This is a genomic window from Helicobacter sp. MIT 00-7814, from assembly GCF_003364115.1.
In the GTDB taxonomy this organism is placed as follows: Bacteria; Campylobacterota; Campylobacteria; order Campylobacterales; family Helicobacteraceae; genus Helicobacter_F.
In genome coordinates, this window is sequence record NZ_NXLL01000027.1 from 1 (window position 1) to 23,975 (window position 23,975).

The window sequence follows — 23,975 nt, forward strand, 5'->3', positions numbered from 1 at the left end:
CCTTGTTTTTCACTCAATAGCTTTTTAATAGCACCTTTGCCATCGTGGTAAAACTCCGCGTAATTTGTGCCAAATTCTGCGATTATGTCGTTTTCGTTTGGTGCTTCTCCCTTAGGTGCTGGCTCTACATTTGGTGCTTCTTTTGGTGCTGGTGTCTCTTTTGGGGTGCTTACTTCATCGATTTGTTTAATAATATTTTCTTGCGCTTCATCTACTTCACCTAAGATTTTATTGATAATTTGCCTTGTTTGAGAGTTTAGGCTGGGATTCTCACTCACTGCTTGCAAGTTATGCCTAAAGTCGCTTATATCATTACTTACGCTTAGGGCTTTTCGCAAGTGAAAACGCAATGCCATACCTTGAATTTTTTCATTAAAGCCTTTTGCAAATGGAATCTTTGGCATTAAGCGCATAAGGGCTTCAAACATAATCTTAACTGCTTGAAACTTCACAGCACCGCTAATTGTAGTCGCAATTGAGCTTCCCACTTCTTTACTTATTGGCTCGCTTATGCTTTGAGCAATCAGCGCGTCATTTTTAAAAAGCCTATCAAAGCCCTTTGCAATGTCGATATAATCCTTTGCCTCTTTGCTTTCAAATTGTAGCTTTAGGGATTCTAAGTTCTTAAAAAACTCACTAGAATCAAAGACTTTCGCGCTTTTGCTAAACTCTAGGAGGTTTTTTTGAAAAAGTCCTTGCAAAATATTAAGCTCTAGCCTTGCTTTTAAATCTGGGCTTAAGCCTTTGGTAAGAAGTGCAATATTTGCTTCCTCGCCACCTTGTCCCTGCAGATATTTATACACATTTTGCAAAGCTTTACTTTTTGCCATAGCTTCATCGCGTAATTTTAGCCTATCAACGCGCTTGAGCGTGCTTTTCATCGTGGCGTAATCTTTAAGCGCACTTTCAAAAAGTGTGCTTGCGTCTTTATAAAGGATTGGATTTTGCGCCAAAATAGAATCTATGCCTTTTTTAATATCATCTTTTAAGAAGTTTTCGACACTTTGTTTGATGAAGTCTTTAAAATTTGGGTCTAGGCTTTGTTTGTAATAGCTATTAATGGTTTTTAGCGCATTATTTAGCTGGGAGAAATCCACGCCATTTTTATTGTAAATGTTTTTTTCTACAAAGTTTAAAAAGCGCAGTGAATCCTCTGGCAAAATGCCTCTTTCATCAAGTGCAAGCCTAAAATTTTCGTAATTTATGCGCGGAAGTGTGGTTTTGTAATTGCTATCATAGACATTTGAGAGGATTTTTTCCATTGCGGTGGTGTAGTCGTCTTTGGTGTCTTTTTCAAAAGTGTTGAAAATATCTTTCACGCTCACGCTATCGATTTTTAATTGCTCTAATTTGCGCTCAAGGTTTTGCGTGGTGGTGTTTAGGATATTTTTGAGATTTTTTGTAATGGTTGGGCTTTCTTTGGCTACTTGGGTGATAAATCCATTTAAATGCCCGCTTTCATCTGCGCGGATTGCAGTTAGGAATTCTCTTTGTGTTTGGCGTTGATCACTTAGGCTAAAAATATCTTTGAGCCATTTTGCGCTTTTATAGAGTTTAGAATCCTCGCCTAATTTTGCGCCTAACTTTTCTAAGCTCGTATCAACCTTGCTTGGTGCGCCTAAGCGTATATCTCCCCCAAACTCTTTGGCAAAGTCGCTTAAGTCTTTTAATTGCTCTTTTGTATAGATTTGGCGGATTGGTTCATACGCCGCTTTTGAATTGCCACTTTTAAAGCGCTTTAGCGTGCCAACGACAGGGATATAATCTGTAACCTTTCCGATGACTTCGGGGGCTTTGTTTATCGCTTTGCTTCCTAGCTTGCCCACTGCTTTAATGCTCAAGCCCGCGACATCTACGCCTAAACTCAATGCGCCCTCTTGGCTCATATGTCTAAGCATTGAATCAAAGTTAAAATCCCTTTTTGTAACATAATCCGCGATTAAATAATCAATCCCACCGCCTGTAAATGCACCTATTGCCGAGCCACCTATAAGCCCTACAGCTTTTAAAGCGGGGTTATTTGGGGCTTTTTTAAAACCTACTATCCCGCCTGCTACGCCACCGCCTATTGAGCCTGCGTTGGATTTTAGGTAAGTGAAAAAGTTATCAATAAAGCCTGTGTTTGGTTTGTAGGCTTGTGTGTTGCCATTTTCGTCAGTTTTATAAAAGTAGATTTCATCTTTGGCATTGACTGCCACGCCATCAAATCCCGCACTTAAAGCGATAGTGTTTGCGTGGCTTAGGTATTTTTCTTTATTTTCTTTGCTTGCACCAAAGAGTGAAAAAATGTCTTTGGCTTCCTCTGTGTTTTCATACCAAATAAGCGTTTTTGTCAAATCCTCGCTTAAGATTTTGGCATTTTGGGCTTCTTTGTATTCTTTTAATCGTTCATCGTTGCTTTTGTTGGTGAAATAATCAAACACATCATCAAAGATATTAAATGAGCTATCCACTTGCTTTTTTTGAGAATCGCTTAAGTCGCTATAGCTTTGGGCGTCAAAAATTGTGTCTTTGTCTTTGAGGTTGTCTTGCAGTGTTTTTAAAAATTCCTGCCCGCTTTGGTCTTTAGCTTGTGCGCTATACACAGCCCTTTCATCAAAAAGCTTTAATTTATCGGCGTTGTTTTGCAAATAATGTTGCTCTGTGTCGCTTAGTGTTTGTCCTTGTAAAAGTTTGGCTTCAATGTTATTGATGAGTTCATTTCGTTTTTCCTCACTAGTTTCACCAAACCAGCCCTGCGCGGTATCAAACAAACCAAAAGTAAGATTATCAAGCACGCTTGAGCCTAAATCTCCTGCAATATCAAATCCATCAACCTCGCGCGCAGTTTGCTTTGAGATAATTTCATCTTTTATTTTTTGTTGGGTATTTTTAGCATCATAATTTAGGGCTTTTTTACCTGTGATTGTGATATTTTGTTCCTGCAAGGCATTAAGCGCGCTTTCATAATCCTGCCCGAAACTCTCATCAATAGCGTCCCAGTTAATATTAGAATCTAAGTTATTGCGCATATAGTTGAGCGTTTCTTTTGCGCCTAGCTCGTTTTTCGCGCCTAAAATATCAAAATTATAAGTAGGTGTATCGCTCATTTCTATATCCTAACAATTGGTTAAAAAGATTGTTGTAGCTTTTTGTATAAAGCAAGGGGAGCGGTTGGGCGGTGTTTAAATCAAACATTTTTATAAATTCCTCAATTTGAGCAATTTCATCAAAGTTTGTTGCGCTGTGCGTGTCGTTTTGTATAAAGTAGTCGAGATTCTCAAGGTTGATTTTTTCAAAATTTGGCGCGTGCTTTGGGAAAAGATTATATTCAATATCCCCAAAACCTTTGAGACAATAAAACTCCTCACCATCAAAAATATAGCTATTCTCTGGCTCTAATTCTGCGTAAAAGCGGTTATTTTCACTTTTAAGCTCATAAATTGAGCCAAAAAGCTTTTCTTTCAGCACGCCATTTTTGGGAAAAAGCACCTTACGCATTTATACCCTTAGCGTTGGAAGTTTTGAGTTTTCAAAGCTTTCTTTAACGCTTTGATTAAAAGAGGTATTAAACTCATCGCGCTCTTTATCTTGCTTCTCTACGCGCGCTTTTTCGTCATCATACACTTGCTTTGAGAAGTCAAATTGATCCTTTGCCATTTGGTTTGCTTTTACTTGTTGTTGGTAACTTCCCACTGCGCCTGCGATTGAGCCTAAAGCGCCGATTCCTGCTAAAACTGCGGCTACCATATCCTATTCCTTTATTTTGTATCGTCTTGCGGGAGTAAATCCCGCTTCGCCTCCGCTACGCTTCCAACTTCGCGGAAGTGAATTCCGCTTCGTTTTACGCTTCGCGACCACACACTGCCTATTTTAGTTACTAAAAATTCTTAGAATTTTGTTGCCATTGTCTTAAAATCTAGCCTTAAATTAAAGGGTTAAAAATTACAAAAAGTGTGTATAATGTGTTATGAGTAAAAAAGATAAATTGCTAGCAAAACTTGAAAACAATCCGACAAATGTCGCTTTTGAGGTTTTAGAAAAGTTACTAAAGGATTGTGGCTATGAAGTTTTTAAAAGTGGTGGTTCGCACGCGGTGTTTCGTAAAAGTCAATGCGAGATTCTTACCATTCCTTACAAACGCCCTGTAAAGGTGGTATATGTGAAAATGGTGCTAAAAGTCCTAAAGGAGCAAAAATGAAAGACAAAAACTACTATTTGAGCCTGCCTTATGAAATCATCGTGCGCCCTTTGAGTAAAAGCGAGGGCGGGGGTTATCTTGCAAAATACAAAGACTTTCCTTATATCTTAGGCGATGGCGAAAGTGAAAAAGAAGCAATTGATGATGTGAAAAGTGCCTTTGAGCAAGCTTTGTGCGTTATGCTTAAAAAGGGCGATTATATTAAAGAGCCAGATTCTAGTGAAGCTAAAGTGCGTATAAATATCACCTTACCAAAAAGCCTGCTTGAAAAAATCGACAAAGTCGCACATAACCGCTCTAAATTTTTAAGCGACTGCGCGGCACAATTCCTTTAATGTTTGCTTTTTGTCATTTTTAGCAATTTTGTTTCTTGGGCTTTTGCTCCTTTGTAGGTATCTAGCATTTCTTGGGGGACATTAAAGCCACGCGCGCGCAAGTCGTTCATATTGTTTTCTAATTTGTTTGCGATAAGTCCTAAGATTTTTGCGTAATCAGTGGCGATTCTCTCTGGGCTTTTGGCTTTGAAATCTACCAAATCCCTTAAATATCTCATTGTCTCATTTGATGGGCGTGAGCCATAAACCTCTTTTGCAAGATAATTTAAAACAAGCTCGCCATTTGCTAAAATATTTTTGTTTGCATCGCTTGGATTCCAGTATCCCCCTGTTGCATTGCTAAGCCCTCTACTAAGATAATTTCCTAAGCCCGATGCTTCTGCAATATAGTTAATGTTATCGCTTATGGTATTAAGGGCGTTTGTGGTTTCGCGGTTTTGCTTCAAAGCTTCAGTGAGTGCGATTTGGCGTTGTTTCAAATCCACATCAGCCTGCATATTGATATTTGCATTCATATCAACCTTTTGCAAGCTCACGCCTAATTCTTTTGCTAAAAGTGCGTCAAGCAAGGTGATATTTTGCTTTTTATCAAAGTAATCAATGCCAGTGTTGCGCCTAAAATCAGGCTTTACAAAAGGATAATTCCCCTGCATTTGCGCGCTTTCTTGCTCGACTTGGGCTTGAGGCAGTGTAAAATCTTGGGGCTGGCTTGGTGTGCTTGTGCTTAGGAATTTATCAAGTTCATTGTAGGCGTTGATTTTCTCTTTGCTCGCTTGTTGTTCCTTTGCTTGTTTTTCCTCTTTGATAGCTTGAAAAGAGCTTTTGGCATTAAGCAAATTGTTATTTTGCATTGCCAAATTTACAGGATTTTCACTCTTTGGGCTTGTGATATTTGGCGTTTGGGTTGCGCCTTGTTGGTTTTGCGCTTGCTTTTCTAGGCTCGCTTTAATGTATTCATTATCTGCCATTGCGGGGTTTGCCTGTATTAAAAGCTGTATGTCCTCTATATTCATTTTTTCTCCTTTCAAGTTAAATTCGGCTTTTTAGCGCGCGGATATTTTCTAAGATTCCGCATCTTACAAAAGCCTAAGATTTTGAGTTATTTTTAAGGTTGTGGATTGTGAGCGAGCGAGGCGCACTTTTGGTGCGTCGCAGTGTAGCGAGCAAGCCATCTCCTTAAAAATAGCCAAAATATTAGGCTTTTGTTTGTTCTTTGACAAAAAGCGTGATGCTGTCACTTACTTCCTTTCCTGCATTATCTTTCACGCTAAAAGTGATTGTATGTTCGCCCACTTCCTTTGAGCTAAAGTTTATCTCTCCCCCGCTTCCTAGAATCTCACTTCCGCGCTTAAACTTGCTTTCATTGTGTCCAAAGATTGAGATCCCTATCAAATGCGCTTCCTCGTTTGGCTCTAAAATGTATTTGTTTGTAACTAAAATCGCGTCTTTTGCGCCACTTCCATAAGCAAAAGTCGCTTCTGCGCGTTGCTTTAAATCCTCTAAAATGGGGTCAAAAGAAGTATTTGCTTGCTCGCCGATTTTTTGCGCGTATTCTGAGGCAATCTTTAGGGCTTCTTTCGCGCCGACAATATCATTCCCATTTGCGGTTATATTTGCGATATTTACTAATAAATTAGCGCGGTTAATGTAGGCGTTGTCAAATACGCTCTGCTTTAGCACAAAGCATTCTACAAGGCTTTTTAGATTTGTCGCCATTGCGTTGATGAGATTAATTTTATTTAGCACAAGATTGCTTTCAGCCTCTAGCTTTGCGCGCGTTAGGCTTAAAGACAGCTCTTTATTTTTAAGCTCTAGCTCGCTTATGCTTAGTGCGCTTTGCATTGCGATTTTTAGCACTTCGATATGAATCTGCGCTAATTCCGCGTGTAAAAAGTTACACTTCTGCACTTCCTCATAAAATGAGCTTTTTTTAATTTCATCTAAAATATCATTGAGATTTCGGACAAATTGTGGCGCATACATTGCTTTTTCCTTCTTAAATCACTAAATAGCTGTTTTGTTTGTCGCTCTTTTGCTCTAATTCTTGCAAAATCTTATCTTTGGCAAGATTGTGCGCGGTTTGCAAAATCAGCGCATAAGTGTGCTTCAAAGACAGCGCGTTAAGCGTTAAACTTGTGTTGTAATTTTGGATGGTTAAAATATCTTGGGTTACAAACTCTTTGGCGTGCTTTTTGACAATCTCTTTAAATTGGCTTTGCAAATCCTCTTTAGCAAATTCTGCTTCAAGCTTGGAATCTAGCTTGTGATTTAGACTTTCCACAATTTCGGGCTTGAGCCTTTCATACTGCAAGCTCGCTATTTTTTGGCTATCAAGTGGGATATGCTCAAGGTTTGCTTCCACGCACTCGCGCACTTGAGGTTTAAAATCTAGCGCATTTACGCAGTTTTGGGCTAGCTCTTGTGTTTTTTGTGTGATAAAGCTTTTTAAATCGGGGTTTTGCACCACTTGCACGCTTAAATCTTGCGTATCAATGGCATTTATCGCCTCGTTTTTGGCTTCTTGTATCGCGTTCAAAAGCTCACCTTGTGCGTAAGTGCTAAGGTTTTGGCTTAGCTTAGAATCTAGCGCGTTAAGCGTGTTTGTGATATTTTCTTGCAAGTTTTGGGCTTTTGCACTTAAAGTCTGCTCAATCACGCTTAGGGCTTCATTTTTGGCACTTTGGCTTTGCGTGGTGAGATTTTGGCTTAGGTTATTAAGCGTTTGGGTTTTAAACTCATCAAACTTCGCGCCTAATTCATCTTGCAAGTTGGTTTTAATATCTTGCACTTTGGCAATGTCGGATTTGAGGGTTTTAAGTTGCTCTGAAATTAACACTTTAGCTCCTTTTTCATTTTACACATAAAAATCATTGACGCGCTTTAGCCAGCCCTTTAGGAATTTCGCATTTTCTCCCTTTTGGGCGATTTCTTTAAAAAAGCTTGCGCGATTATCGCAGTAATGATTACAAAACGCCACGCCAACGCTGTTGAGCTTTTCTAGTGTTTGCGCGCCAAAGACACCATCGCTATAAACGCTAAGCGTTGATTGTGCGTATTTTGTCGCGCGCGTAACGCCACTATTTACTGCAAAGTCAAAAATCGCATTGGCATTCTCTTGGCTTTGTATCTCATCGCCCTTGATTTTGTCCCAAAAATCCTTTTTATAGAAGTTTTCCATCTGCTCGACAAACTGCACATTGCCTAAGCAAAGCTTCTCAAGCTCATAGTATTTGGCTTTGTCAAATGGGCTTAAGGTTTTTTTGTAATCATCTACGATTTTCCAAAGCTTCAAATCTGGGTGCATATTGCGTGCAATCCCAAAGATTGTTTCCCCGCCTTTATCTCCCGCTACATTACAATAACCGCCTTCCCATTTGAGGGTTTTTGCTTTTGCTGTCTTAAAATCTGCCATAATCTTTTCTCCTTTCAAGTTAAATTCAGCTTTTTAGCTCTTTTTTGCGATTGGGCTTTTTCGCTTCGTCGATAGACCTCTTGTCTTATCTCCTCGCTCAAAATCCCAAAGCCCAAAAAATAGCTTAAAAATCTTAGAATTTTGTGTGTCTCCAATTCCCTCAATTGGTATCGTCTCGCGGGAATAAATCCCGCTACGCCTCCGCCTCCGCTTCCAAGCTTGCTGGAAGTGAATTCCGCTTCGTTTTTCGCTTCGCGCACAGGCACTACCTTTTTTTGGTGGGCGTGTGCCACTTTTAGACAATGTAAGCTGAATTTTCTTACAAAGTGTGTTTTATTTAAAGGGTTAAAATGTGCTATACTTCGCAGAAATTTAAGGGGGTAAAATGATGGTTATGCTAAATGAAAGTTTCAAAGCTCTAATCCGCGATATTTTGCCTAACAAAGAGCAAGCGCAAGCCTTAGAAAAAGCCTTTGTAGAGGTTGTCAATGACAGGGCTACAACGCAAAGAATCGGGCTTGATGAGCTAAAATCAAAAGCGATTGATGAGATTAAGGGTGAGTTTGTTACTAAGGATTTTTTGCGCGCTGAAATTGCAGAGGTGCGCGCAGAATTTGCGGAAGTGCGTGCAGAATTTGCGCAAGTTAGGACAGAAATCGCAAAAACCAAAAACGAAATCCTGCGCTGGGTGATAGGACTGCAAATTAGCACGATTGTGGCAGTGGGCGCGATGCTAAAATTTATGCTGTAGCAAGATGAATGATATTTTAAGCGTCGCTAGCGGTTTGATTGCGCTTTGTGGATTTATCGCGTGCGTGGCTGTGTATTTTGCCACAAAGGCTAAGCCAAAAAGCTAGGATTTAGCTTTTTTGGCTTAGCGTCTTTCGAGTGGGGATAGGTATTTTGAGTAATCAATTCCACCTTCTGCCATTGATTTTGGTTTAAGTGGGTTATTAAAATAATTTGCGCTTGTTGTGGGGGTTTGGGCTGTGCCTTTAAGACTTTTTTGCAATTGCGTTTCTGGCAATCTGCCTTGCATTGCTATACTCTGAATGCTTTGCGTGGTTGTGGCTTGTGGCTGTGCGGGTGTGGTTTGGGTTTTTTGTGCTGGCGCTTTGGTTTGAGTGGCTTTAGCTTTTTGTGCTGGTGTTTTGGTTAAATCATCGCTTTCATTAATTTTTTTAAACATACCCGCTTGCGCAGTAAGCTGTTGCATTTGTGCTTCTTTCATAAGCGGGGTAAGCTCTATGTCTTTTTGAGCTTGCACCTTAGCTAGCTCGTTTTTATTGTTTTCCGATTCTATGCGCGTTTGACTTGTTTTTTCTTGCTCGGTGAGGGCTATTTCTCTGGCTTTATTGTCGATGCCTTTGCTTTGATAGTCTAAATACATTCCTAAAGAATCCGCTATGCCTTTTGCGCCCTGTGCAATGCTAGCGCCTATGTCGGCTTTTGGGGTGTTTTGCATATTTTGGTAAGCTTGTTGCACGCCCGCAGAGGCGCGGTGTAAGTTGCTTGTATCTACTCTCATAATCTCTCCTTTACTAAGTTAAATTCGGCTTGCACGCAATCTTTGCACGAAACTTCGCAAAATTTTCGCTCACGCACGCAAAGTGCGCTCCGCTCAAATTTTTCTCACTTTCGCACAAATCTTACGCACAATCCTAGAATTTCGTGCGTCTCCTGTTTGGCTAAATTGCGCGATTGGTAAAAATTCTAAGGATTTGCGCCTATGCGACTTCCCAAAAATACCTAGATTTTTTGAGAAAATTTTAAGGTTGTGAAGCTTTGAGCGAGAAGATAAGACACAAAGTCTATCGACGAAGCGAAAAGCAAATCTCCTTAAAATTTTCCAAAAAGCTAGGTATTTTTTCATCGCATATCGCTTGGGCTGGTTCTCATTTGATACACACTACTATTTAGCCCATTTTTGATTTGCTCTTGTTTTGGGTTTTGGGCGTTTTGCTGTGCGTGTGGATTTTGCGCGCCTTGTGTGTTCCCACTTTCGCCACTTTGCGCATTTTGTGCCTCTTGTGTGGCTTGCTTAATAATCTCACTTTGCGCGTTGTTTTTATTTGCTTTTGCTTCTAGCTCTTGGATTTTGGCTTGTGCGGTGGCAAGTTCTAGCTCTCTTTGAGCTTGTATCTCTTTTTGTTGTGCTTGTGCTTGCTCTTGTGCTTGTTTTTCTGCCTCTGCTAGCACTTCCTCGATGTCCTCTACAATTGGCGAATCTGTATCTTTTAGCATTAAAGGTAGCAAGGAAGTAACAATGTCGGGGCGAATGCTAGAAATTGTTTTTAGCATTTCAGCCCAGTGTGCAAATCTTTCCTCGCGCCCTTGCGTTTTTAGCTGTGTTTTGTAAATCAAGTCAAACACGCCGATTTTTATTGTGTTGTTTGGCTCTGTATTAATGCTAAAATACCGCTCGCCTGTCTTTTTATCTACGATTCTAAAAATCTGCTTTTGGGTGTAGTAGTGTTGCATTAAATCAAGCACTTTTTCATACATTAGCCTATCCATTAAATCGCAACCGCGAATGTATTCTTGCAATCCCATTAATCCCGCGTCTCGTCTTTGTGCGATAGCTGTGCCACTTTGGCGATTTATGGCTGTGCCTAAAGCTTCATCATTAAGCCCGCTTAGCACTTTGGCAAGTGCGCGCTTTTGCTCGGTTTTTTGGCTAAGGGTTGCAATGTCGGCTTGATGGTGGATAAACTCGATTTTTTTCTCTTTCAATGCATTATCGCGCACCTGCACGATGGCATTATCTAAGCTCGCACCACTTACAAACTCATCTTTATTGATAATCGCGCTTTCCTCAAAAAACACCTTCATACTTCCCATCATATTTGCTTGTCTGTTTTCTGAGACATTTATATAATCTTGCAGGGGCTTAATATCCCTAAAAAGCCCATAAAAATTATAATTTTCATCAATGGCGTATTTGCCAACGATAAAAGGGTGGCAGTTGTTTTTAAAAGGCTGTTCCTCGTAGGCATAAATGCCTTTATTTGTATGCCAAATGTAGCGATTCCATTTTCCAGATTCTTTTGCCCAAGTCTCAATCACTTCTGCGCGCGCCTCGCTAAGTGAAAAGGTTTCTAGCGGGATATTATACTTTTGAGCGATGCTTTCATCGATATTTAGCACTTTATGGAAGCGTCTAGAATCTAGCGCGTTTAAATCTGTGCTAAATTTATCGATTAGAAAGCTTTGCGTTGGGATGTGTTTAAGCGTGATATGGAAGTTTTTTTGCTTATCCTTTTCTACCCAAAGCTCTAGCACGCCCATTCCCATAATCAAATCTCTATCGCGCAAAGAAATTTCGCGCTCATAGGTTTTGCATTGATTAAATGCGCGCAGTAAGTCTTGCAAGAGGTTAGCTAGTGGCTTGTCCTCCTCCTGTCGTCCTGTGACATTGATTTCAGTGATACTTTGGATTTTATAGCCTAAAATCTTGTTGATTATCATTTTGTAGATATTTTCTACAATAGGAATCTGTCCTCTTTGGGCTAGGATTGCTTTCATCTCCTCGCTTAGTTGGTTTCCGTGATAGTATTTTTTAGCGTCATTATATTCATTGAGCGCACTTTGAGCGAAATTTTTATCCGCAGTGTAGAAGTCGTTAAGCTGGGCTATGGTTAGCATTTGTTGCCTTTAATAAATCACACTTATGGTGTGGTTGCCTTTATTTGACGCGCCACTTGCATTTCTGTAAGTGTAAGTAAAGCTTATGCTTGCATTTGGTGGGATTGTAAGAAGCATTCCTGCGCTTTTACCATTTTGGGCTAGGGCTTTGGTGTTTGCGTAGTTCATATTCCAATTTCCCCAGCCTTTAGTAGTGCCTCTCCAGCTTCGCTCACCTGCTGTTGCACCCGCTTTACTTCCGCTTCCACCAGCTAGAGTAATCAAGGCTTTATTATTGAGGCTTATGGTAAGGTTATTGCCATTTTGTCCTGCATTGTAATGTCTCCAGCCATCACTTGTTTGACTCCAGCCATAAGTGATTTCCCCGCTTCCTGCTTGTGCGTGGATAATGGCAATCACTGCATATACATTAGGATTTGTGTAGGTTTGGGTGTGATTTGCGTTATTTGTGTGTGCGTAGGAATGATTGTAAATCCCCCCGCCTTGCTGTCCTAATAATGTTTTGTTGGTTTTTGGGATAGACATATTACCGCCTTAAGCTTCTTTCAATGGGCTTATATACTGCAGATTCTCAAGCTCGCTTATGCTTTGAGCGTTTTGGATTTGGGCTTGTAGTTTTTGCCTATTTCCTACCAAAAGCGCGATTTTTGCATTATAGTCGTTGGATTTTTCTAGCACTTTGTTTGCTAAGGCTTCTAGCTCTTGCCCTCTAGCATTTGCTAGCACGCTTAGAAGTGGCGCGTCATTAGGATTTTTTGAGCTTAAAAATGCTTTTGCTTCGCTCTTTTGAGAATCCCAAGTAAGTTGCTCATCAAGTGGCAAAAGCTCATCTTTAAGCGCGCTCACTTCATATTCAAAATTAAGATTGACAAATTCTAGGGCTTTTGTTTTAAACTCATCTAAACTCGGCTTAATGATGCTTTGACTTGCACTATCAAATCTATCTCCTACCTTTACCCACGATACTTGTTCTGCAGTTAGTGGTATGGCTAGAATATTTTCCTCATTCCACTCACTAAAATCCTCTTTTGTAAAAAGTTGCGTTACTGCATTGTCGCAAATGATGGCGTAGGTTGTGTTTTCTTGTGCTTGCATAATCACTCCTTTAAAATTCAGTCTGTATTATTTTCTCTATTTTGCGCCTAAATTTAAAGGGTTAAAGGCTTTCTTGCTTCACTCCTAGCAAATTATCCGCGCGAATCTTTAGGGCTTCTTGCTTTTTTTGGTAACACCTTTTAGCATACGCTTTCATTATCAAAGGTTGGGCGTTGTAAGCATCAAAGCAAATTTCTTTAACTGCGTTTAGCACTTGAGCTTCATCATAACCTTGAATGTCTTTAATATCAAAAAAGCAACAGCCCAAATTACATAAAAAGTCATTTCCATCGCCTACCTTTGCGACATAATCATTAAGAATACAAAAATCGCCCTCTAAATCAAGCATTTTTGAGGCAGAATTGAGCCAAAGCGTGAGTTTGCCTTGCATATTTTTTTCCTTTGCAAAGCTAGTGAAAAACTCTTTGACTTCTTGCGTAGTGTAGGGAATGTGCTGGTTTAAAATATCGGGTTGTAAATATTTTAAACCACTTTTTGTGGTGAGTATTTGCGCGTTCATTTTTTTGCCTTTTTTTGCGGGTATTTTGGTATAAAGCTATGCTAAAATAAAGGGATAAGTTAAGAAAAATATGCGATAATTAAAAAAAGTGGGAGAGGTGGAATGCAAAATACTCGTTTGAAACTCTTTTTTGATGGTTTTAGCGGTGAGATTCAAAGACAAAATAAATACAAGCCTTTGGGTGCAATCACTCTAGCAATCAGGCAAAAACAAATCAAGTCTTACAAAGAAATCAATCAAATACATTTGGCAAAAAGGTTTAAGCTTGGCACAAAATAAACCCATAAAGTCTGAAAAGTCGCAAAATATCGATTTTAACGCACAATTCAATATTTTAATAGAAAATGAGCTTAATGCTATTAGCAAGCTTAATCCTAGGCTGGCAAATAGAGCTATGAAGTTGCTTGAGGATTCTTTAGAACATAGAAAGCAGTGCGATAAAGAAATCATCGAGCTTGAAAAAACAAATCAAAAAATGCAAGAGCTTGAGACGCGTAAATATTATTTTTGGACTGGTTTTGGTGTGTTTGGATTCTTTTTTGTGTTTGTTTTGGCATTGTGTTTGGGTGCATTTTTAGCTTATTTTGATAAGACTATAGAAGCGATGATAGTTTTTGCAATTGGTTTTATAAATATTCTTCCAAAGATCCTAAGAGAGCTAAGAAAAAAGGCTTGAAAATGGGACATATCATTGCAATTGTGGTGCTATTTGGAATCGCGTATGGGATTAAACTTGCATTTGTAAAATTTCCAGCAAAAAAATCTAAGAAAAACACTCTATTAAGGAATATGCGCGCGCTTAGTATTAAAAGTGAAAGGGCGCAAAGAGCCTACGAGCCAAAATCTCAAGCAAAATAAGGCTAGTAAGCTACCTTGTCGCGTAGCTTACGATAATTAGCCCACCATTTGGGATTGTCATTTTTTGATTTGCAGTAACCTTTAAAAATGCGCCTTTTGTCTGTCCTAGCTGTCCTGCACCGCTTGGATTTCCAGCCCCACCATTTGCACTTAAGAGATTCCCAAAGCTCACAGCACCACCTGCGGTGTTTGAGTTTGTGCCACCTGTGCCACCTTGAATAAACACATAATAATCGCTAACGCCATTTACTAGGCTAAAAGTCGTGCTTGAAGTGTAGGTTTTGCTTTGAAAATTATTTCCTAAGGCTTGGTTGCTTGCTTTGATTTCATTGCAAAGCTGGGTGAGATTTGCCACTTGTGCGGGAATATCATTGCGGATTTCTGCCAAATAAGAATTCTTAATGCCTTGCATATCGTTGCTACTTTGCTCTTTTTGTGTGATAAGGGCTTGAATATGGGAGTTTTTGGCATTCTCTAGCGTTGCAGTGTGCTTATCAGTCTTTGTTTGAAGTGTAGCAATATGCGTATTTTTGGCACTCTCTAGGGCTTGGGTGTGTTCGTTTTTCTTTGTCTCTAGCGTTGCAGTGTGTTCGTCTGTCTTTGTTTGAAGTGTAGCAATATGCGTATTTGTGGCACTCTCTAGGGCTTGGGTGTGTTCGTTTTTCTTTGTCTCTAGCGTTGCAGTGTGCTCATCAGTCTTTGTTTGAAGTGTAGCAATATGCGTATTTTTGGCACTCTCTAGGGCTTGGGTGTGTTCGTTTTTCTTTGTTTGTAAGGTAGCTAAATGCGTATTTTTGGCATTTTCTAAGGCTTCTAGGTTTGCGGTGTGTGTGGCTAGCACCTCTTGGGCTTTTGTGTTTAAATCACTTAAAAACTGCTCGATTTTTGCATTTGCTTCGTTGATTGTAAGTTCTTTTGTAGCAAAATCGGTGTTAAAGTCGCTTATGATTTGGTTTAGCTCGCTTTGTTTGGTGGTAAGCTCATTAAGCGCGTTTGTTTTTGTGGTGTTTAGCTCGTCCTCGTGGTTGTTTGTAGCTTCCCTTAGCTCATTTTTGCACTCAAGCACGATATTTGGCACAAGGGCTTGAATTTGTTGCTTAAGTGCTTCGCCTTGCGTAACTAGTCTTTGAAATTCTACCTGCAAAGCTTTCATATCCATAACGCTTACAGAGATAGTCTCAATAGTCTTTAGGGTTTTTTTAGCTTCCTCGCTTTTTGTCTCAATAAAGCTATAAATCTCTTGGGCTAAGTCAAGTTCAGCTTCGCATTTATTGTAAATGCTAAGCGCAGTTTGGGACGCGGTGGATAAAGTCTGCAAAGCTTGGTTAATGTAGTTTGCAATCACTTCGATATGTGCTTTTGTTTCAAGGCCGGCTTGGTTTGTGTTGATTAGCTCATTTAATTGTGTTTGATAAAAGCTAAAGGTATCTTGTGAAATTTTATAAAGCTCGCTCAAAGCTTCTAAATTAAGCCTTGTATGCTCTTTGAAACTATCCATATTATTGAGCGCGTCATTTAGCTTTGTGTCAAATGCTTTGAGTTCTTGCAGTCGTTGCTCATCAAGCGGATTTGTTGCAGGCGTTAGATTTATTTGCGGTGGGTTGTTTTGGGCGTTTTGTAAGTTTAGCTCGGCACTTTTAAGGGCTTGCACGCTTTGAGCTGTAGCACTTGAGGGGGTTAGTGGCTTATTTGGCGCGGGTGTTTGGTTTTGTGTGTCTTGTGGCGCGGTGTCTTGTGTTGTGTCGGCGGGTGTTTGGTTTGCTTGTGTGTCTTGGCTCATAGGATTCCTTTATATGATTTTTGCTAATGATAGAAAAAACGCAAAAGGATTTTAAGGGTTAAAAATTGGAAACTTTAGCAAAGACCAAGCAAGGGATACATTGCATTAGGGTTAGGCTCGCTTGGGAAAGCCTAACCTAAAATATCAAAAGTTAAGAAACCTTTGACACAATTATGCAAAATAATGCTATAATTACAATGTATCGATGTAAAGACATTGAATTCTCCTCCTTTCGGCGGAGCAATTCCCTTTAGTGAAGGTGGTAACTTCACTAAAGAGTTACGCGCTTCACCACTTGCAATTATACTTTTATCCCTTAAAAAATCCTTTAAAATTTTCTATATTGTTATGAAACAATCAAAATAAATCGTGCGGGAATACACAAAAGGTCGTGTGTGGTCGCGGAGCTGGAAACGAAGCGGAATTCACTTCCGCGAAGTTGGAAGCGGAGGCGGAGCCGAAGCGGGATTTATTCCCGCGAGGTGATACCATTTAAAGGAATAAGTTATGGCGATTGCAAATAAAAATGAAATTGAAATTTTTTACAAAACACATAGTCTAAGCATTAAAGAAGTGGCTACGCATTTTAATATCTCTTATCGCACGCTAGCGCATTGGGTGAAAAATGAAAAATGGGTGGCTGGCTCTGCGGTGGAATGCGCACAAAAGGAAGTAAGCGTATCGGTGGTGCAAGATAGTATCGATAATGTGCTAGATGTTACGCGCTCAAGGCTTAAAAGGGCTATTAAAAATGATTTGGGCGAAGTGGCAAATAAAATTGATTCCCTCGTGCTTGAAAATCTACTTGAAAGCTCGACTGATGAGATTCTAGCGCGTGCGATGAGCTTAAATTTTATACAAAAAAATATCGCGCTTAGTGCTGTGATTGCCAAAGATAGGCTCTTGCGTTTAGCTCAAAACACGCAGGGCGATACTCGGGCAGATCCAACCATAATCGCGTGCGCTGAAAAGGTGGTGAGTATCTTTGATAAAATGCAAAGTGCAATCTATGGGCGCACGCCTTTAAGTGCTTCACAAGAAAAAGAGGTTAAGGATATGAGTTTGCAAGAGCTAAACGCGCTCTTAAAAGAATTGGATAATTAGCCTAAGCAAGGGAATACATTGCATAAAGGACAAGGCTTGCTTAGGAAGCCTTGCCTAAAATGTCAAAAATTAGTAAATTTTTGACACAATTATAAGCAAAAATGCTATAATTACAATGTATTTCATAAATTGATTCTCCTTTCGGCGAAGCAATTCCCTTTGGTGAAGTCGTTACCTTCATCAAAGGGTTACACACTTCACCACTTGCGATTATATCAAAAAATCACAGCACTTCTTTTTTTGGACTTAAATCTTAGTTTATGTTTTTGGTAGTTTTGTGGGATTGTAAAATTAGCTAAAATGTCGTTAGAGATTGTATCCTAAGAGTTACGACCTCTTAGGATAAATCCAAACAACCTTATAAAAGGAGTTTGTGATGAGATTCCTAGAATTGACAAGGACAATTTTAGCGTAAGTCTTGCAAATTTAAGCACGCATTGCATTCCTTTTCAAACTCAATTCCCTTGCTAGCTTGTAGTCCCCCTTTAATTGCGCTTTTTTAATTAAACTTTCATAATACTCTTTTATAAGTTGGTGCAATGCACGCCTAAAAATGCCAAATTCCCTCAAAGATTCCACGCTAGAATCTAGCTCTAATTTTAACGCTAAGTCGTCCTTTTGTCCGCGCAAAAATAGCAAATAAGAATCCTTATAATCTCCTAATTCCTCACCATCAAGGTATTCACACGCAATATATTCGTATTCTTTAAATTCCAAAATCGATTTATACACCACTTTTGCTAAGATATTTTCGCTTTTGAGCGTTTTAGCTATTTTTGGGCTTCCTAGCTCAAATCCTAGCGCATTTTGGGCTTTTTGCAAAAGCTCAAGTTTGAAAAAGTGATTATTTTGAGCAAAAACAAAGTTTTTGAAATCATTTAAAAATTTATCCTTTGCACTTGGGCTATTTAGCGCATTTAGAGAAGTTTTTAAATAATATCCTACGCCACAAGTTTTGCTAAGTTTGGGGGTTTGGTGAGATTCTAGCACTTCGCCTAAATCCTTGCACTCGTTTTTCAAACTGCCTTTAAAAATATTTGTGTAGCCACTCTCAATGCAGACTTTGAGCGCGTTTAAAATATTTTTCTGTCCTGCGGAATCGTTATCAAAGCAAAAAACAAGCTCGCATTCTAGCGGGGTAAGTTGCGCTAAAAAAGTTTTATTAAAAGCTGTTCCCCCTGTTGCTACGCAATTATTTATGCCTAATTTGATGGCACTTAGCGCGTCCATATAGCCTTCGACGATGAGCGCCTTTTTTTCTTTCAAAATATGGCTTTTTGCGCGCGCAAAATTATAGAGATTGCGCGATTTATTGTAGGTTAGGCAATCTTTGGAATTAATGTATTTTGGGCTTTTGCTAAAGTTTGCATAAGGGTGTGTGCGTCCTACAAAGCCGATTGTTTTATAAGAGTTATTAAAAAGCGTAATAATAAAGCGATTTTTAAACAAGCAGTTGCCATTTGCGCTTACAATTCCCACGCTTTGGGCTTCTTTTGGGCTAAAAAGCTTCGTGTGCTCATCGCCTTTGCAGTATCCCAAACAAAAGCGCGTAATATCATCAAGCTCAAAGCCACGCGATAATACATAGCCCTTAAGTTGCTCATTTTCTAGCAGATTGCGCATATAGATTTCACTTAATTTTTTAAGTTTCTCTTGCAAATCTTTGCTTTGACTTGGGGCTTTTGTGAGTGGATTTGGTAGATTAAACATTTCGGCAAGTTCTAGCACTGCTTCTTTAAAGTCAAGCTTTTTGTATTCTTTGATGAAGTTTAGCGCGTCCCCTCCTGCATCACAGCTAAAACATTTATAAATCTGCTTACTTGGGCTTACCACAAAGCTTGGCGTTTTTTCACTATGAAAAGGGCAAGGGGCTTGGTAGTTCGTGCCAACCTTACGAAGTGGAATGAAACTTTGGATAACTTCTACAATATCAATGCTTTGTTTAAATTGTTCTAAATCCATTTAGAATCCTTTGGCGATTTCCATCACTTCTTTAACATCTAAAAACACTGCGTCATCACTGCTTTGTTCCTCTAAAGAGCTAAATTGCAAAGTTTTTGGATTAAAGCCTACTTTTTCTTTGAAGTGCTTACCGCTTTGCTTATTTTTCTTAACGATAAACATTCGCTCTTGCTCGCTAAACTCCCTCAGCTCGTTTTTTGCTTGGCAATGCTCGATTCTCATTATAATGCTTGCTTCGTGTCCGCCTTTTTTACTTCCCATTGGATTATCGCGATCACCTTTACTTGTTTGCACGATTAAAAATACTAAAATATCAAGGCTGTGGCAAAGCTTTGCAAGCGTGCTAAATTTTAAGCTTTCCTCTTCTTCCATATTCCTGCCCGCTGGGCTAACGATACGCATTTGAGAATCTATTAAAAACACTTTTACACCTTGTTTGTAAAGCGTTTTGATATTGCGCGCAATGGTAGAAATATCATAGCCATCATTGATTGCGATGATATTTTCAAGGTTAATTCTGCTATTTTGTTTGGCTTTCAAATAGCTTTTAATCGTAAATTCAAAGCAAAAAAAGCACACCTTATGTGTTTTTGCGATATTTTCTAAAATCTGCGTGCCTAGCATTGTTTTTCCCGCTTCTGGGTCGCCACTAATTAGCACTAATTGCCCTACTTCAATCCCCCCGCTAAAACACATATCTAAGAATGGAATATGGGTTTTAAACTTGAGATTCTCGCTTTGAGTAGCAAAATATGTTTGCCACGCGTGCAGTGATTTAAAATCCTCGCTCACACTTTCATACTTGGCACTTAAAATATCAATATCCACAACCTCGCGCGCATTGCAAGCATTTAGCAATTTCTGCCCGATTTGACTTTGGATTTGAAGTTGGTATTCTTGGATAAAAAGTTCTTTTAATCCCAAATAGTTTGGATTAGGTGGCGTGTTTAGGAAGTTTATATAAAAATCATTTTGCTTTGATTCCTCACTCAAGGCACTTTCAAAGCTTACAAAATCAAGCGCGTTTTTCTCCTGCAAGCTTAAAATCACATTTAAAAGCTCGCTAGCTTTTTTGCTAAATGCTTTTGGCGGAAGATTGCGTAAGAATTCCTCTATTTGGTCGGGGTATTCAATCATTGAGCGCAAAATACTTAACTCTAGCATAAATTCTCCTTTTGTTTAAAATTCGCCTTGCACGCAATCTTTTCACAAAGCCTCGAAAAACGCGCAAAGACTGAATTTTCATCAGTAGAGGCTAATAAACCATTGCGGTAAATGCCCATAATCTTTTTTAAACACATACTTCTGCAAAATAAAGCTTTTCTCATACTCGCTTAGTTTGTTTGTTTTAAGCTTGTATTTTTTTGCTTTTTGTTCGCAAGTTGCGCGTAAGATTTTCATTAGGATATTCACCGCTTGTGTGAAGTCTATTTTTTTACTCCCACATAAGCTAAGCTCTAGGGAATAATCATCAAAAAGAATCTCCCATTCCTCACAAAATCCTAATGAGCTTAAAACTTCATCAAGCTTTTTTTCCTCGCTTTGGCTTAAAAAAAGTTTTGAGTGTGTAAAGATTGCTGTTGTATCCATACTATTCCTTTTTATTGGTATCGCCTTTGCGGAAATAAATTCCGCTTCGGCTCCGCTTCGCGCACAGACACGCCCTGTTTTGGTGTGTGTGATAATCCTTGCGCTAGTAGATTCTGATAGATTTTCTGCGCTAAAAGTGGGTTAAAGGCTCGATTTTGCGCGCGTGCGTTGGCGTTTTCAATCTCTTTTGCTCGTGTTAAAGCTTCCATTTTCTTGTTTTGTCCTTGTTTGCGTGGATCACATAAAAACTCTAAGTGTCGCTCTTGGCTTAAAAATGTGCTTAAGTAGGGGATATATTGCATTTCTCGCCCTTTCCACTCGCTTTTTTTCATCATCTCCACACACTCAAGCAATTTCTCAAATTCCCCCACACTCTTAATTTTGCGCGCAAATACCTGCTTTGCTTTGGCTTTTGAGATTCTGCGTGGATAGATTTCCCACAGCTGATTAAACGCATTTTCACACTCAAATGGGGGTGTTTTTGGCTTCATTCCATCAATTGTATCGCCTTGCGGGAATAAATCCCGCTTCGGCTCCGCTTCACTTCGTTGCGCGACCACATATGACCTGTTTTGGGCGTAAGTTTCGTCATTGTGAGCGTTAGCGTGGCAATCCATTTTGGGATTTGGGCTTTTAGGTTGTTGGTTTGGATTTTGCGCAAGAGATTCTTTTTCTTGTTTTATAAATTCTTTTATAACTTTATTGTCTTGCAAATTTGTAGATTGAATTTGCAAATTTGTAGATTGAATGTTAAAATTTGCAAGTTGCTCGGACTTCGGCTCTTGCGGTATTTTCTCATTATCACTTAGTAAGTGATAATATTTTTCAGTCAAAAAATACCATTTCATTTGGATATTTTTTCTGCCATCTAGATTCTTAGCGCTAAACAAAAATCCCTCTTTTTCAAGCTCACGCAAAAGCCTTGAGATTTTTACCTCATTTAAATAAGGAAAAATAACTGCAAACGCCTTAGCTGTATGATAAACCCAGTATTTACCATCATAAAACGCCACTTCATTTGCTTTGTTTTTTTCAATCCAAAACTCAATGTATTGCAAAAGAATCGCTTTTTCAATTCCTACAGCCTGTGCTACCTTGATATTAAAGCTATGTGTTTGCATAAAATCTCCTTTTTTCTTTAAGATAAATTCAGCTTTTTAGCTCTTTTTTGCGATTGGGCTTTTTCGCTTCGTCGATAGACCTTTTGTCTTATCTCCTCGCTCAAAATCCCAAAGCCCAAAAAATAGCTTAAAAATCTTAGAATTTCGTGTGCTTCCTGCTTGCCAAATTGCGCGATTTTCTCCATTCCACTCATTTCCGCTCTCCATTTGTAAAAAATAGGTTGTTTTGCTTATATTCCTGCACAAGATTTTGTATCTGCAAAGTAAGGTAAGCATTGATTGATATACGCTTTTTTTTGCAGATTTTTCGCACCTTTGCGAGCGTTTTTTTGTTTAGATAAAGCTTTTTTATGGATTTTTTTTCTAAGTTTTGAGTAGTGTTCATAATCTCCCCCTTTAATTTGTAAATCCACACATTTAGAGCGCGATAGATTCTCAAAGCAAGCTATCTCCTCTAAAGCCTTTAAAAGTCCTTGTGGAATATAGATATTAATTAGCGCCACATTGATTTTTGGTTCTTTGAATTGGTATGCCATGCTATTCCTTTCAATTGGTATCACCTCGCGGGAATAAATCCCGATTCGGCTCCGCTTCGCGACCACACACAACCTTTTTTGGTGGGCGTGTGCCACTTAGAAAATTCTAAGATTGTGCGCCTAGTTTGTGCGAAGGTGAGGAAAAGTTGAAGGGCGCGCACTTTTGGTGCGTAACCGAAACTTTTTCGAGGCTTCGTGCGAAATAGGCGTGCAAGCTGAATTTTCATTCCTTTATACTTACAAACACGCTTACAATAAAATCACCCTCACAAAAAAAGCACTTACAAGCCATTTCGTTTTCGCCTTCCTCAAAGTGGTCGTCCTCTGCAATAAACTCATTTTCTCCCCCACATAGAGGGCAATCAATTACAAACATAGCAACTCCTTTTCTAAAAATTCGCCTTGCACGCAATCTTTTCACAAAGCCTCAAAAAACGCTTAGTCACTACCGCTTTAGGTAGCTCCTTGCGCGTTTTTCTCGCCTTTGCAAAAATCTTACGCACAATGCTAGAATTTTTTTGTGCTGGTGCTCGTTTTGTTGCGCTGGTGCGTTTTTTGTTATTGCAAGCGTTGAGAAGCAATACACAATGCGTTTTTCTATACATTTTTTTTACCTCCTATTTTAAAAAATCATTCAAAAACTGCGCGCGTGCTTGTTTTTGTGGAATATATTTTGTGTAGTGCGTGTAAGTTACTTGTAATGACGCGTGTCCCATCATCGCACATACCCATAAAGGCTCTTCCCCGCGAGTTAGCATAAGCGTTGCAAAGCTGTGCCTTGTGTTGTAGGTGTTTCGATACTCTAAGCCTTTTAATTCTAAAAGTTTCTTATATTCTGAGATGATATTGTCTTTTTTGGATTTGATAATATATCCGCTTGTTTGTGCGCGTTTTTGCAGAATCTCTTTTAATGGTGGCAGTAAATCAATGCTACGCTTTGAATTGCTTGTCTTTGGCGTGGTTATTTTGCCATTTTGTTGGCGTGATTTTGTAATTTGGATTTTGTCAAACTCAAAGTCAATATCACTCCATTCTAATGCTAAAATCTCCCCGCTCCTAGCTCCTGTAAAAAATCCTATCGCAAGATAAAGATACAAATCACCACTGCTAGAATCTAGTAGTATTTTGATTTCATCTAAGCTAAAAGGCATCATCTTGCGCTTAGATTCTGTTTGGGTGATATTTGTGCTAATGACTTTTTTAACGCCTAGATTGTAGTTGTCATTAGCAAAGTTAATCAAGCGATTGATATAATTTTTGAACCTTGCACCCTTTGGCTGGCTTACGAAAGCTTTGAGACTCTCTGTTGAGATCACGCGTATATCTTTAGAGCCAAAAACCTTGCTTAGGCAATTTACCATACTTTTATAGTCCCTGATTGTTTGATCTTTGAGGCTTTTAGCTTGAATGTATTTTTCACACAAAGCCTTAAAGCTAAAATGCGTAACTTTCTCCTGTGTATCGCCTCTAAAATACGCATAAACAAGATTTTGCAACGCTTCTTTACTAAGCTTGCGCCCTTGCTCTACGCTTAAGCCTGAGCTAAAGCGTGCGCGCCCATATTCTGTGTAAGAATCTATGTAGAGCTTACCCCCTCTAACATAGGTATTTATTGTTTTTATAGTCATTGTTTCTCCTTTTTTAAAATTTCTTTATCACGCGTAAAGTGCCTAGCACAAACACGACTACAAGCAAAATGCAAAAGCACTCCGCCACGCTTAACCTAACTAACCCACATACTGCGCCCAAAATCGCGCGCAAAGACAATACAACGCCAAATACCACGCCCACATCAATTATAAATCGCTTCATATTCCCTCGCTCATAAAAGGCTCGA

General features: G+C 39.2%; 28 protein-coding genes and 1 pseudogene. 7 read left to right on the forward strand and 22 right to left on the reverse strand.

The features are described from left to right. From CQA49_RS08035 to CQA49_RS08045, 3 genes and pseudogenes are all read right to left on the reverse strand, one after another. Positions 1–3,089: pseudogene (locus CQA49_RS08035) on the reverse strand (hypothetical protein); the annotation flags it as partial. Next, entirely contained in the window at positions 3,067–3,480 is a 414-nt protein-coding gene (locus CQA49_RS08040) for a hypothetical protein (protein ID WP_115575446.1), read from the reverse strand. The pseudogene CQA49_RS08035 and the gene CQA49_RS08040, both read right to left, overlap by 23 nt. Beyond that, on the reverse strand, positions 3,481–3,729 hold the full coding sequence (locus CQA49_RS08045; protein ID WP_115575447.1) for a hypothetical protein: 249 nt from the start codon (positions 3,727–3,729) through the stop codon (positions 3,481–3,483). It lies immediately after the preceding gene. A gap of 220 nt (positions 3,730–3,949) precedes the next feature. Between CQA49_RS08045 and CQA49_RS08050 the strand changes: the two genes are divergently transcribed. Beyond that, positions 3,950–4,180, forward strand: a complete 231-nt coding sequence (locus tag CQA49_RS08050) for a type II toxin-antitoxin system HicA family toxin (protein WP_115575448.1) — start codon at positions 3,950–3,952, stop codon at positions 4,178–4,180. After that, positions 4,177–4,515, forward strand: a complete 339-nt coding sequence (locus CQA49_RS08055) for a type II toxin-antitoxin system HicB family antitoxin (protein ID WP_115575449.1) — start codon at positions 4,177–4,179, stop codon at positions 4,513–4,515. Before CQA49_RS08050 ends, CQA49_RS08055 begins: the two co-directional genes overlap by 4 nt. Here CQA49_RS08055 and CQA49_RS08060 read toward each other — a convergent pair. The 4 genes from CQA49_RS08060 to CQA49_RS08075 all read right to left on the reverse strand — a co-directional run bounded on the left by CQA49_RS08060 (position 4,512) and on the right by CQA49_RS08075 (position 7,927). Then, complete coding sequence (locus CQA49_RS08060) at positions 4,512–5,528, reverse strand: hypothetical protein (protein ID WP_115575450.1); 1,017 nt, start codon at positions 5,526–5,528, stop codon at positions 4,512–4,514. The genes CQA49_RS08055 and CQA49_RS08060 overlap by 4 nt on opposite strands. A gap of 181 nt (positions 5,529–5,709) precedes the next feature. Beyond that, positions 5,710–6,498 carry a hypothetical protein gene (locus CQA49_RS08065; RefSeq protein ID WP_115575451.1) on the reverse strand — a complete coding sequence of 263 codons (789 nt, stop codon included), beginning with the start codon at positions 6,496–6,498 and terminating at the stop codon, positions 5,710–5,712. A 13-nt stretch (positions 6,499–6,511) separates the two neighbouring features. Then, positions 6,512–7,351: a hypothetical protein gene (locus tag CQA49_RS08070; RefSeq protein WP_115575452.1), complete on the reverse strand. Its 840-nt coding sequence runs from the start codon at positions 7,349–7,351 to the stop codon at positions 6,512–6,514. An 18-nt stretch (positions 7,352–7,369) separates the two neighbouring features. Next, positions 7,370–7,927 (reverse strand): glycoside hydrolase family 108 protein, encoded by a 558-nt coding sequence (locus CQA49_RS08075; RefSeq protein WP_115575453.1) that lies wholly within the window; start codon positions 7,925–7,927, stop codon positions 7,370–7,372. A gap of 385 nt (positions 7,928–8,312) precedes the next feature. On the opposite strand from CQA49_RS08075, the gene CQA49_RS08085 reads away from it, so the two are divergent. Further along, positions 8,313–8,678: a hypothetical protein gene (locus tag CQA49_RS08085; RefSeq protein WP_115575455.1), complete on the forward strand. Its 366-nt coding sequence runs from the start codon at positions 8,313–8,315 to the stop codon at positions 8,676–8,678. A 123-nt stretch (positions 8,679–8,801) separates the two neighbouring features. Here CQA49_RS08085 and CQA49_RS08090 read toward each other — a convergent pair whose 3' ends face one another. The 5 genes from CQA49_RS08090 to CQA49_RS08115 form a co-directional block, all read right to left on the reverse strand. Beyond that, positions 8,802–9,455, reverse strand: coding sequence for a hypothetical protein (locus CQA49_RS08090; RefSeq protein ID WP_115575456.1), 654 nt, complete (start codon positions 9,453–9,455; stop codon positions 8,802–8,804). Between the two features lie 341 nt (positions 9,456–9,796). Then, positions 9,797–11,572 (reverse strand): hypothetical protein, encoded by a 1,776-nt coding sequence (locus CQA49_RS08100; protein ID WP_115575458.1) that lies wholly within the window; start codon positions 11,570–11,572, stop codon positions 9,797–9,799. Positions 11,573–11,581: 9 nt separating this feature from the next. Continuing rightward, the gene (locus tag CQA49_RS08105) at positions 11,582–12,097 is read right to left on the reverse strand and encodes a hypothetical protein (protein ID WP_115575459.1); all 516 of its coding nucleotides are present in this window, start codon (positions 12,095–12,097) and stop codon (positions 11,582–11,584) included. Positions 12,098–12,106: 9 nt separating this feature from the next. Then, on the reverse strand, positions 12,107–12,667 hold the full coding sequence (locus CQA49_RS08110; RefSeq protein WP_115575460.1) for a hypothetical protein: 561 nt from the start codon (positions 12,665–12,667) through the stop codon (positions 12,107–12,109). A gap of 61 nt (positions 12,668–12,728) precedes the next feature. After that, the gene (locus CQA49_RS08115) at positions 12,729–13,187 is read right to left on the reverse strand and encodes a hypothetical protein (RefSeq protein WP_115575461.1); all 459 of its coding nucleotides are present in this window, start codon (positions 13,185–13,187) and stop codon (positions 12,729–12,731) included. A gap of 102 nt (positions 13,188–13,289) precedes the next feature. Between CQA49_RS08115 and CQA49_RS10080 the strand changes: the two genes are divergently transcribed. Genes CQA49_RS10080 through CQA49_RS08125 form a run of 3 tightly spaced genes read left to right on the forward strand, consistent with a single transcriptional unit; the run spans position 13,290 to position 14,045 of the window. Next, on the forward strand, positions 13,290–13,466 hold the full coding sequence (locus CQA49_RS10080; RefSeq protein WP_181882645.1) for a hypothetical protein: 177 nt from the start codon (positions 13,290–13,292) through the stop codon (positions 13,464–13,466). Next, on the forward strand, positions 13,453–13,863 hold the full coding sequence (locus CQA49_RS08120; RefSeq protein WP_115575462.1) for a hypothetical protein: 411 nt from the start codon (positions 13,453–13,455) through the stop codon (positions 13,861–13,863). Before CQA49_RS10080 ends, CQA49_RS08120 begins: the two co-directional genes overlap by 14 nt. A gap of 2 nt (positions 13,864–13,865) precedes the next feature. After that, a complete protein-coding gene (locus tag CQA49_RS08125; protein WP_115575463.1) occupies positions 13,866–14,045 on the forward strand; it encodes a hypothetical protein in 180 nt (59 codons plus the stop codon). A 10-nt stretch (positions 14,046–14,055) separates the two neighbouring features. On the opposite strand, the gene CQA49_RS08130 is transcribed toward CQA49_RS08125, so the two are convergent. Beyond that, positions 14,056–15,825 carry an apolipoprotein A1/A4/E domain-containing protein gene (locus tag CQA49_RS08130; RefSeq protein WP_115575464.1) on the reverse strand — a complete coding sequence of 590 codons (1,770 nt, stop codon included), beginning with the start codon at positions 15,823–15,825 and terminating at the stop codon, positions 14,056–14,058. A gap of 507 nt (positions 15,826–16,332) precedes the next feature. Here CQA49_RS08130 and CQA49_RS08135 point away from each other — a divergent pair. Beyond that, entirely contained in the window at positions 16,333–16,929 is a 597-nt protein-coding gene (locus CQA49_RS08135; RefSeq protein WP_115575465.1) for a helix-turn-helix domain-containing protein, read from the forward strand. A gap of 426 nt (positions 16,930–17,355) precedes the next feature. Here CQA49_RS08135 and dnaG read toward each other — a convergent pair whose 3' ends face one another. From dnaG to CQA49_RS09900, 9 genes are all read right to left on the reverse strand, one after another. Further along, positions 17,356–18,891, reverse strand: coding sequence for a DNA primase (gene dnaG / locus CQA49_RS08140; RefSeq protein WP_115575466.1), 1,536 nt, complete (start codon positions 18,889–18,891; stop codon positions 17,356–17,358). Continuing rightward, positions 18,892–20,055 (reverse strand): ATPase domain-containing protein, encoded by a 1,164-nt coding sequence (locus CQA49_RS08145; protein ID WP_115575467.1) that lies wholly within the window; start codon positions 20,053–20,055, stop codon positions 18,892–18,894. An 81-nt stretch (positions 20,056–20,136) separates the two neighbouring features. After that, the gene (locus tag CQA49_RS08150) at positions 20,137–20,481 is read right to left on the reverse strand and encodes a hypothetical protein (protein WP_115575468.1); all 345 of its coding nucleotides are present in this window, start codon (positions 20,479–20,481) and stop codon (positions 20,137–20,139) included. 11 nt (positions 20,482–20,492) lie between these two features. Continuing rightward, positions 20,493–21,602, reverse strand: a complete 1,110-nt coding sequence (locus CQA49_RS08155; protein ID WP_115575469.1) for a hypothetical protein — start codon at positions 21,600–21,602, stop codon at positions 20,493–20,495. A gap of 17 nt (positions 21,603–21,619) precedes the next feature. After that, positions 21,620–21,796: a hypothetical protein gene (locus tag CQA49_RS10085; RefSeq protein WP_181882646.1), complete on the reverse strand. Its 177-nt coding sequence runs from the start codon at positions 21,794–21,796 to the stop codon at positions 21,620–21,622. A gap of 36 nt (positions 21,797–21,832) precedes the next feature. After that, the gene (locus tag CQA49_RS08160; RefSeq protein WP_147288674.1) at positions 21,833–22,162 is read right to left on the reverse strand and encodes a hypothetical protein; all 330 of its coding nucleotides are present in this window, start codon (positions 22,160–22,162) and stop codon (positions 21,833–21,835) included. A 199-nt stretch (positions 22,163–22,361) separates the two neighbouring features. Then, positions 22,362–22,514, reverse strand: coding sequence for a hypothetical protein (locus CQA49_RS10090; protein ID WP_181882647.1), 153 nt, complete (start codon positions 22,512–22,514; stop codon positions 22,362–22,364). 241 nt (positions 22,515–22,755) lie between these two features. Further along, positions 22,756–23,766 carry a site-specific integrase gene (locus CQA49_RS08165; protein ID WP_115575471.1) on the reverse strand — a complete coding sequence of 337 codons (1,011 nt, stop codon included), beginning with the start codon at positions 23,764–23,766 and terminating at the stop codon, positions 22,756–22,758. 13 nt (positions 23,767–23,779) lie between these two features. Beyond that, positions 23,780–23,975: hypothetical protein (locus tag CQA49_RS09900; protein WP_220271738.1), on the reverse strand; the 196-nt coding region annotated here is incomplete at its 5' end.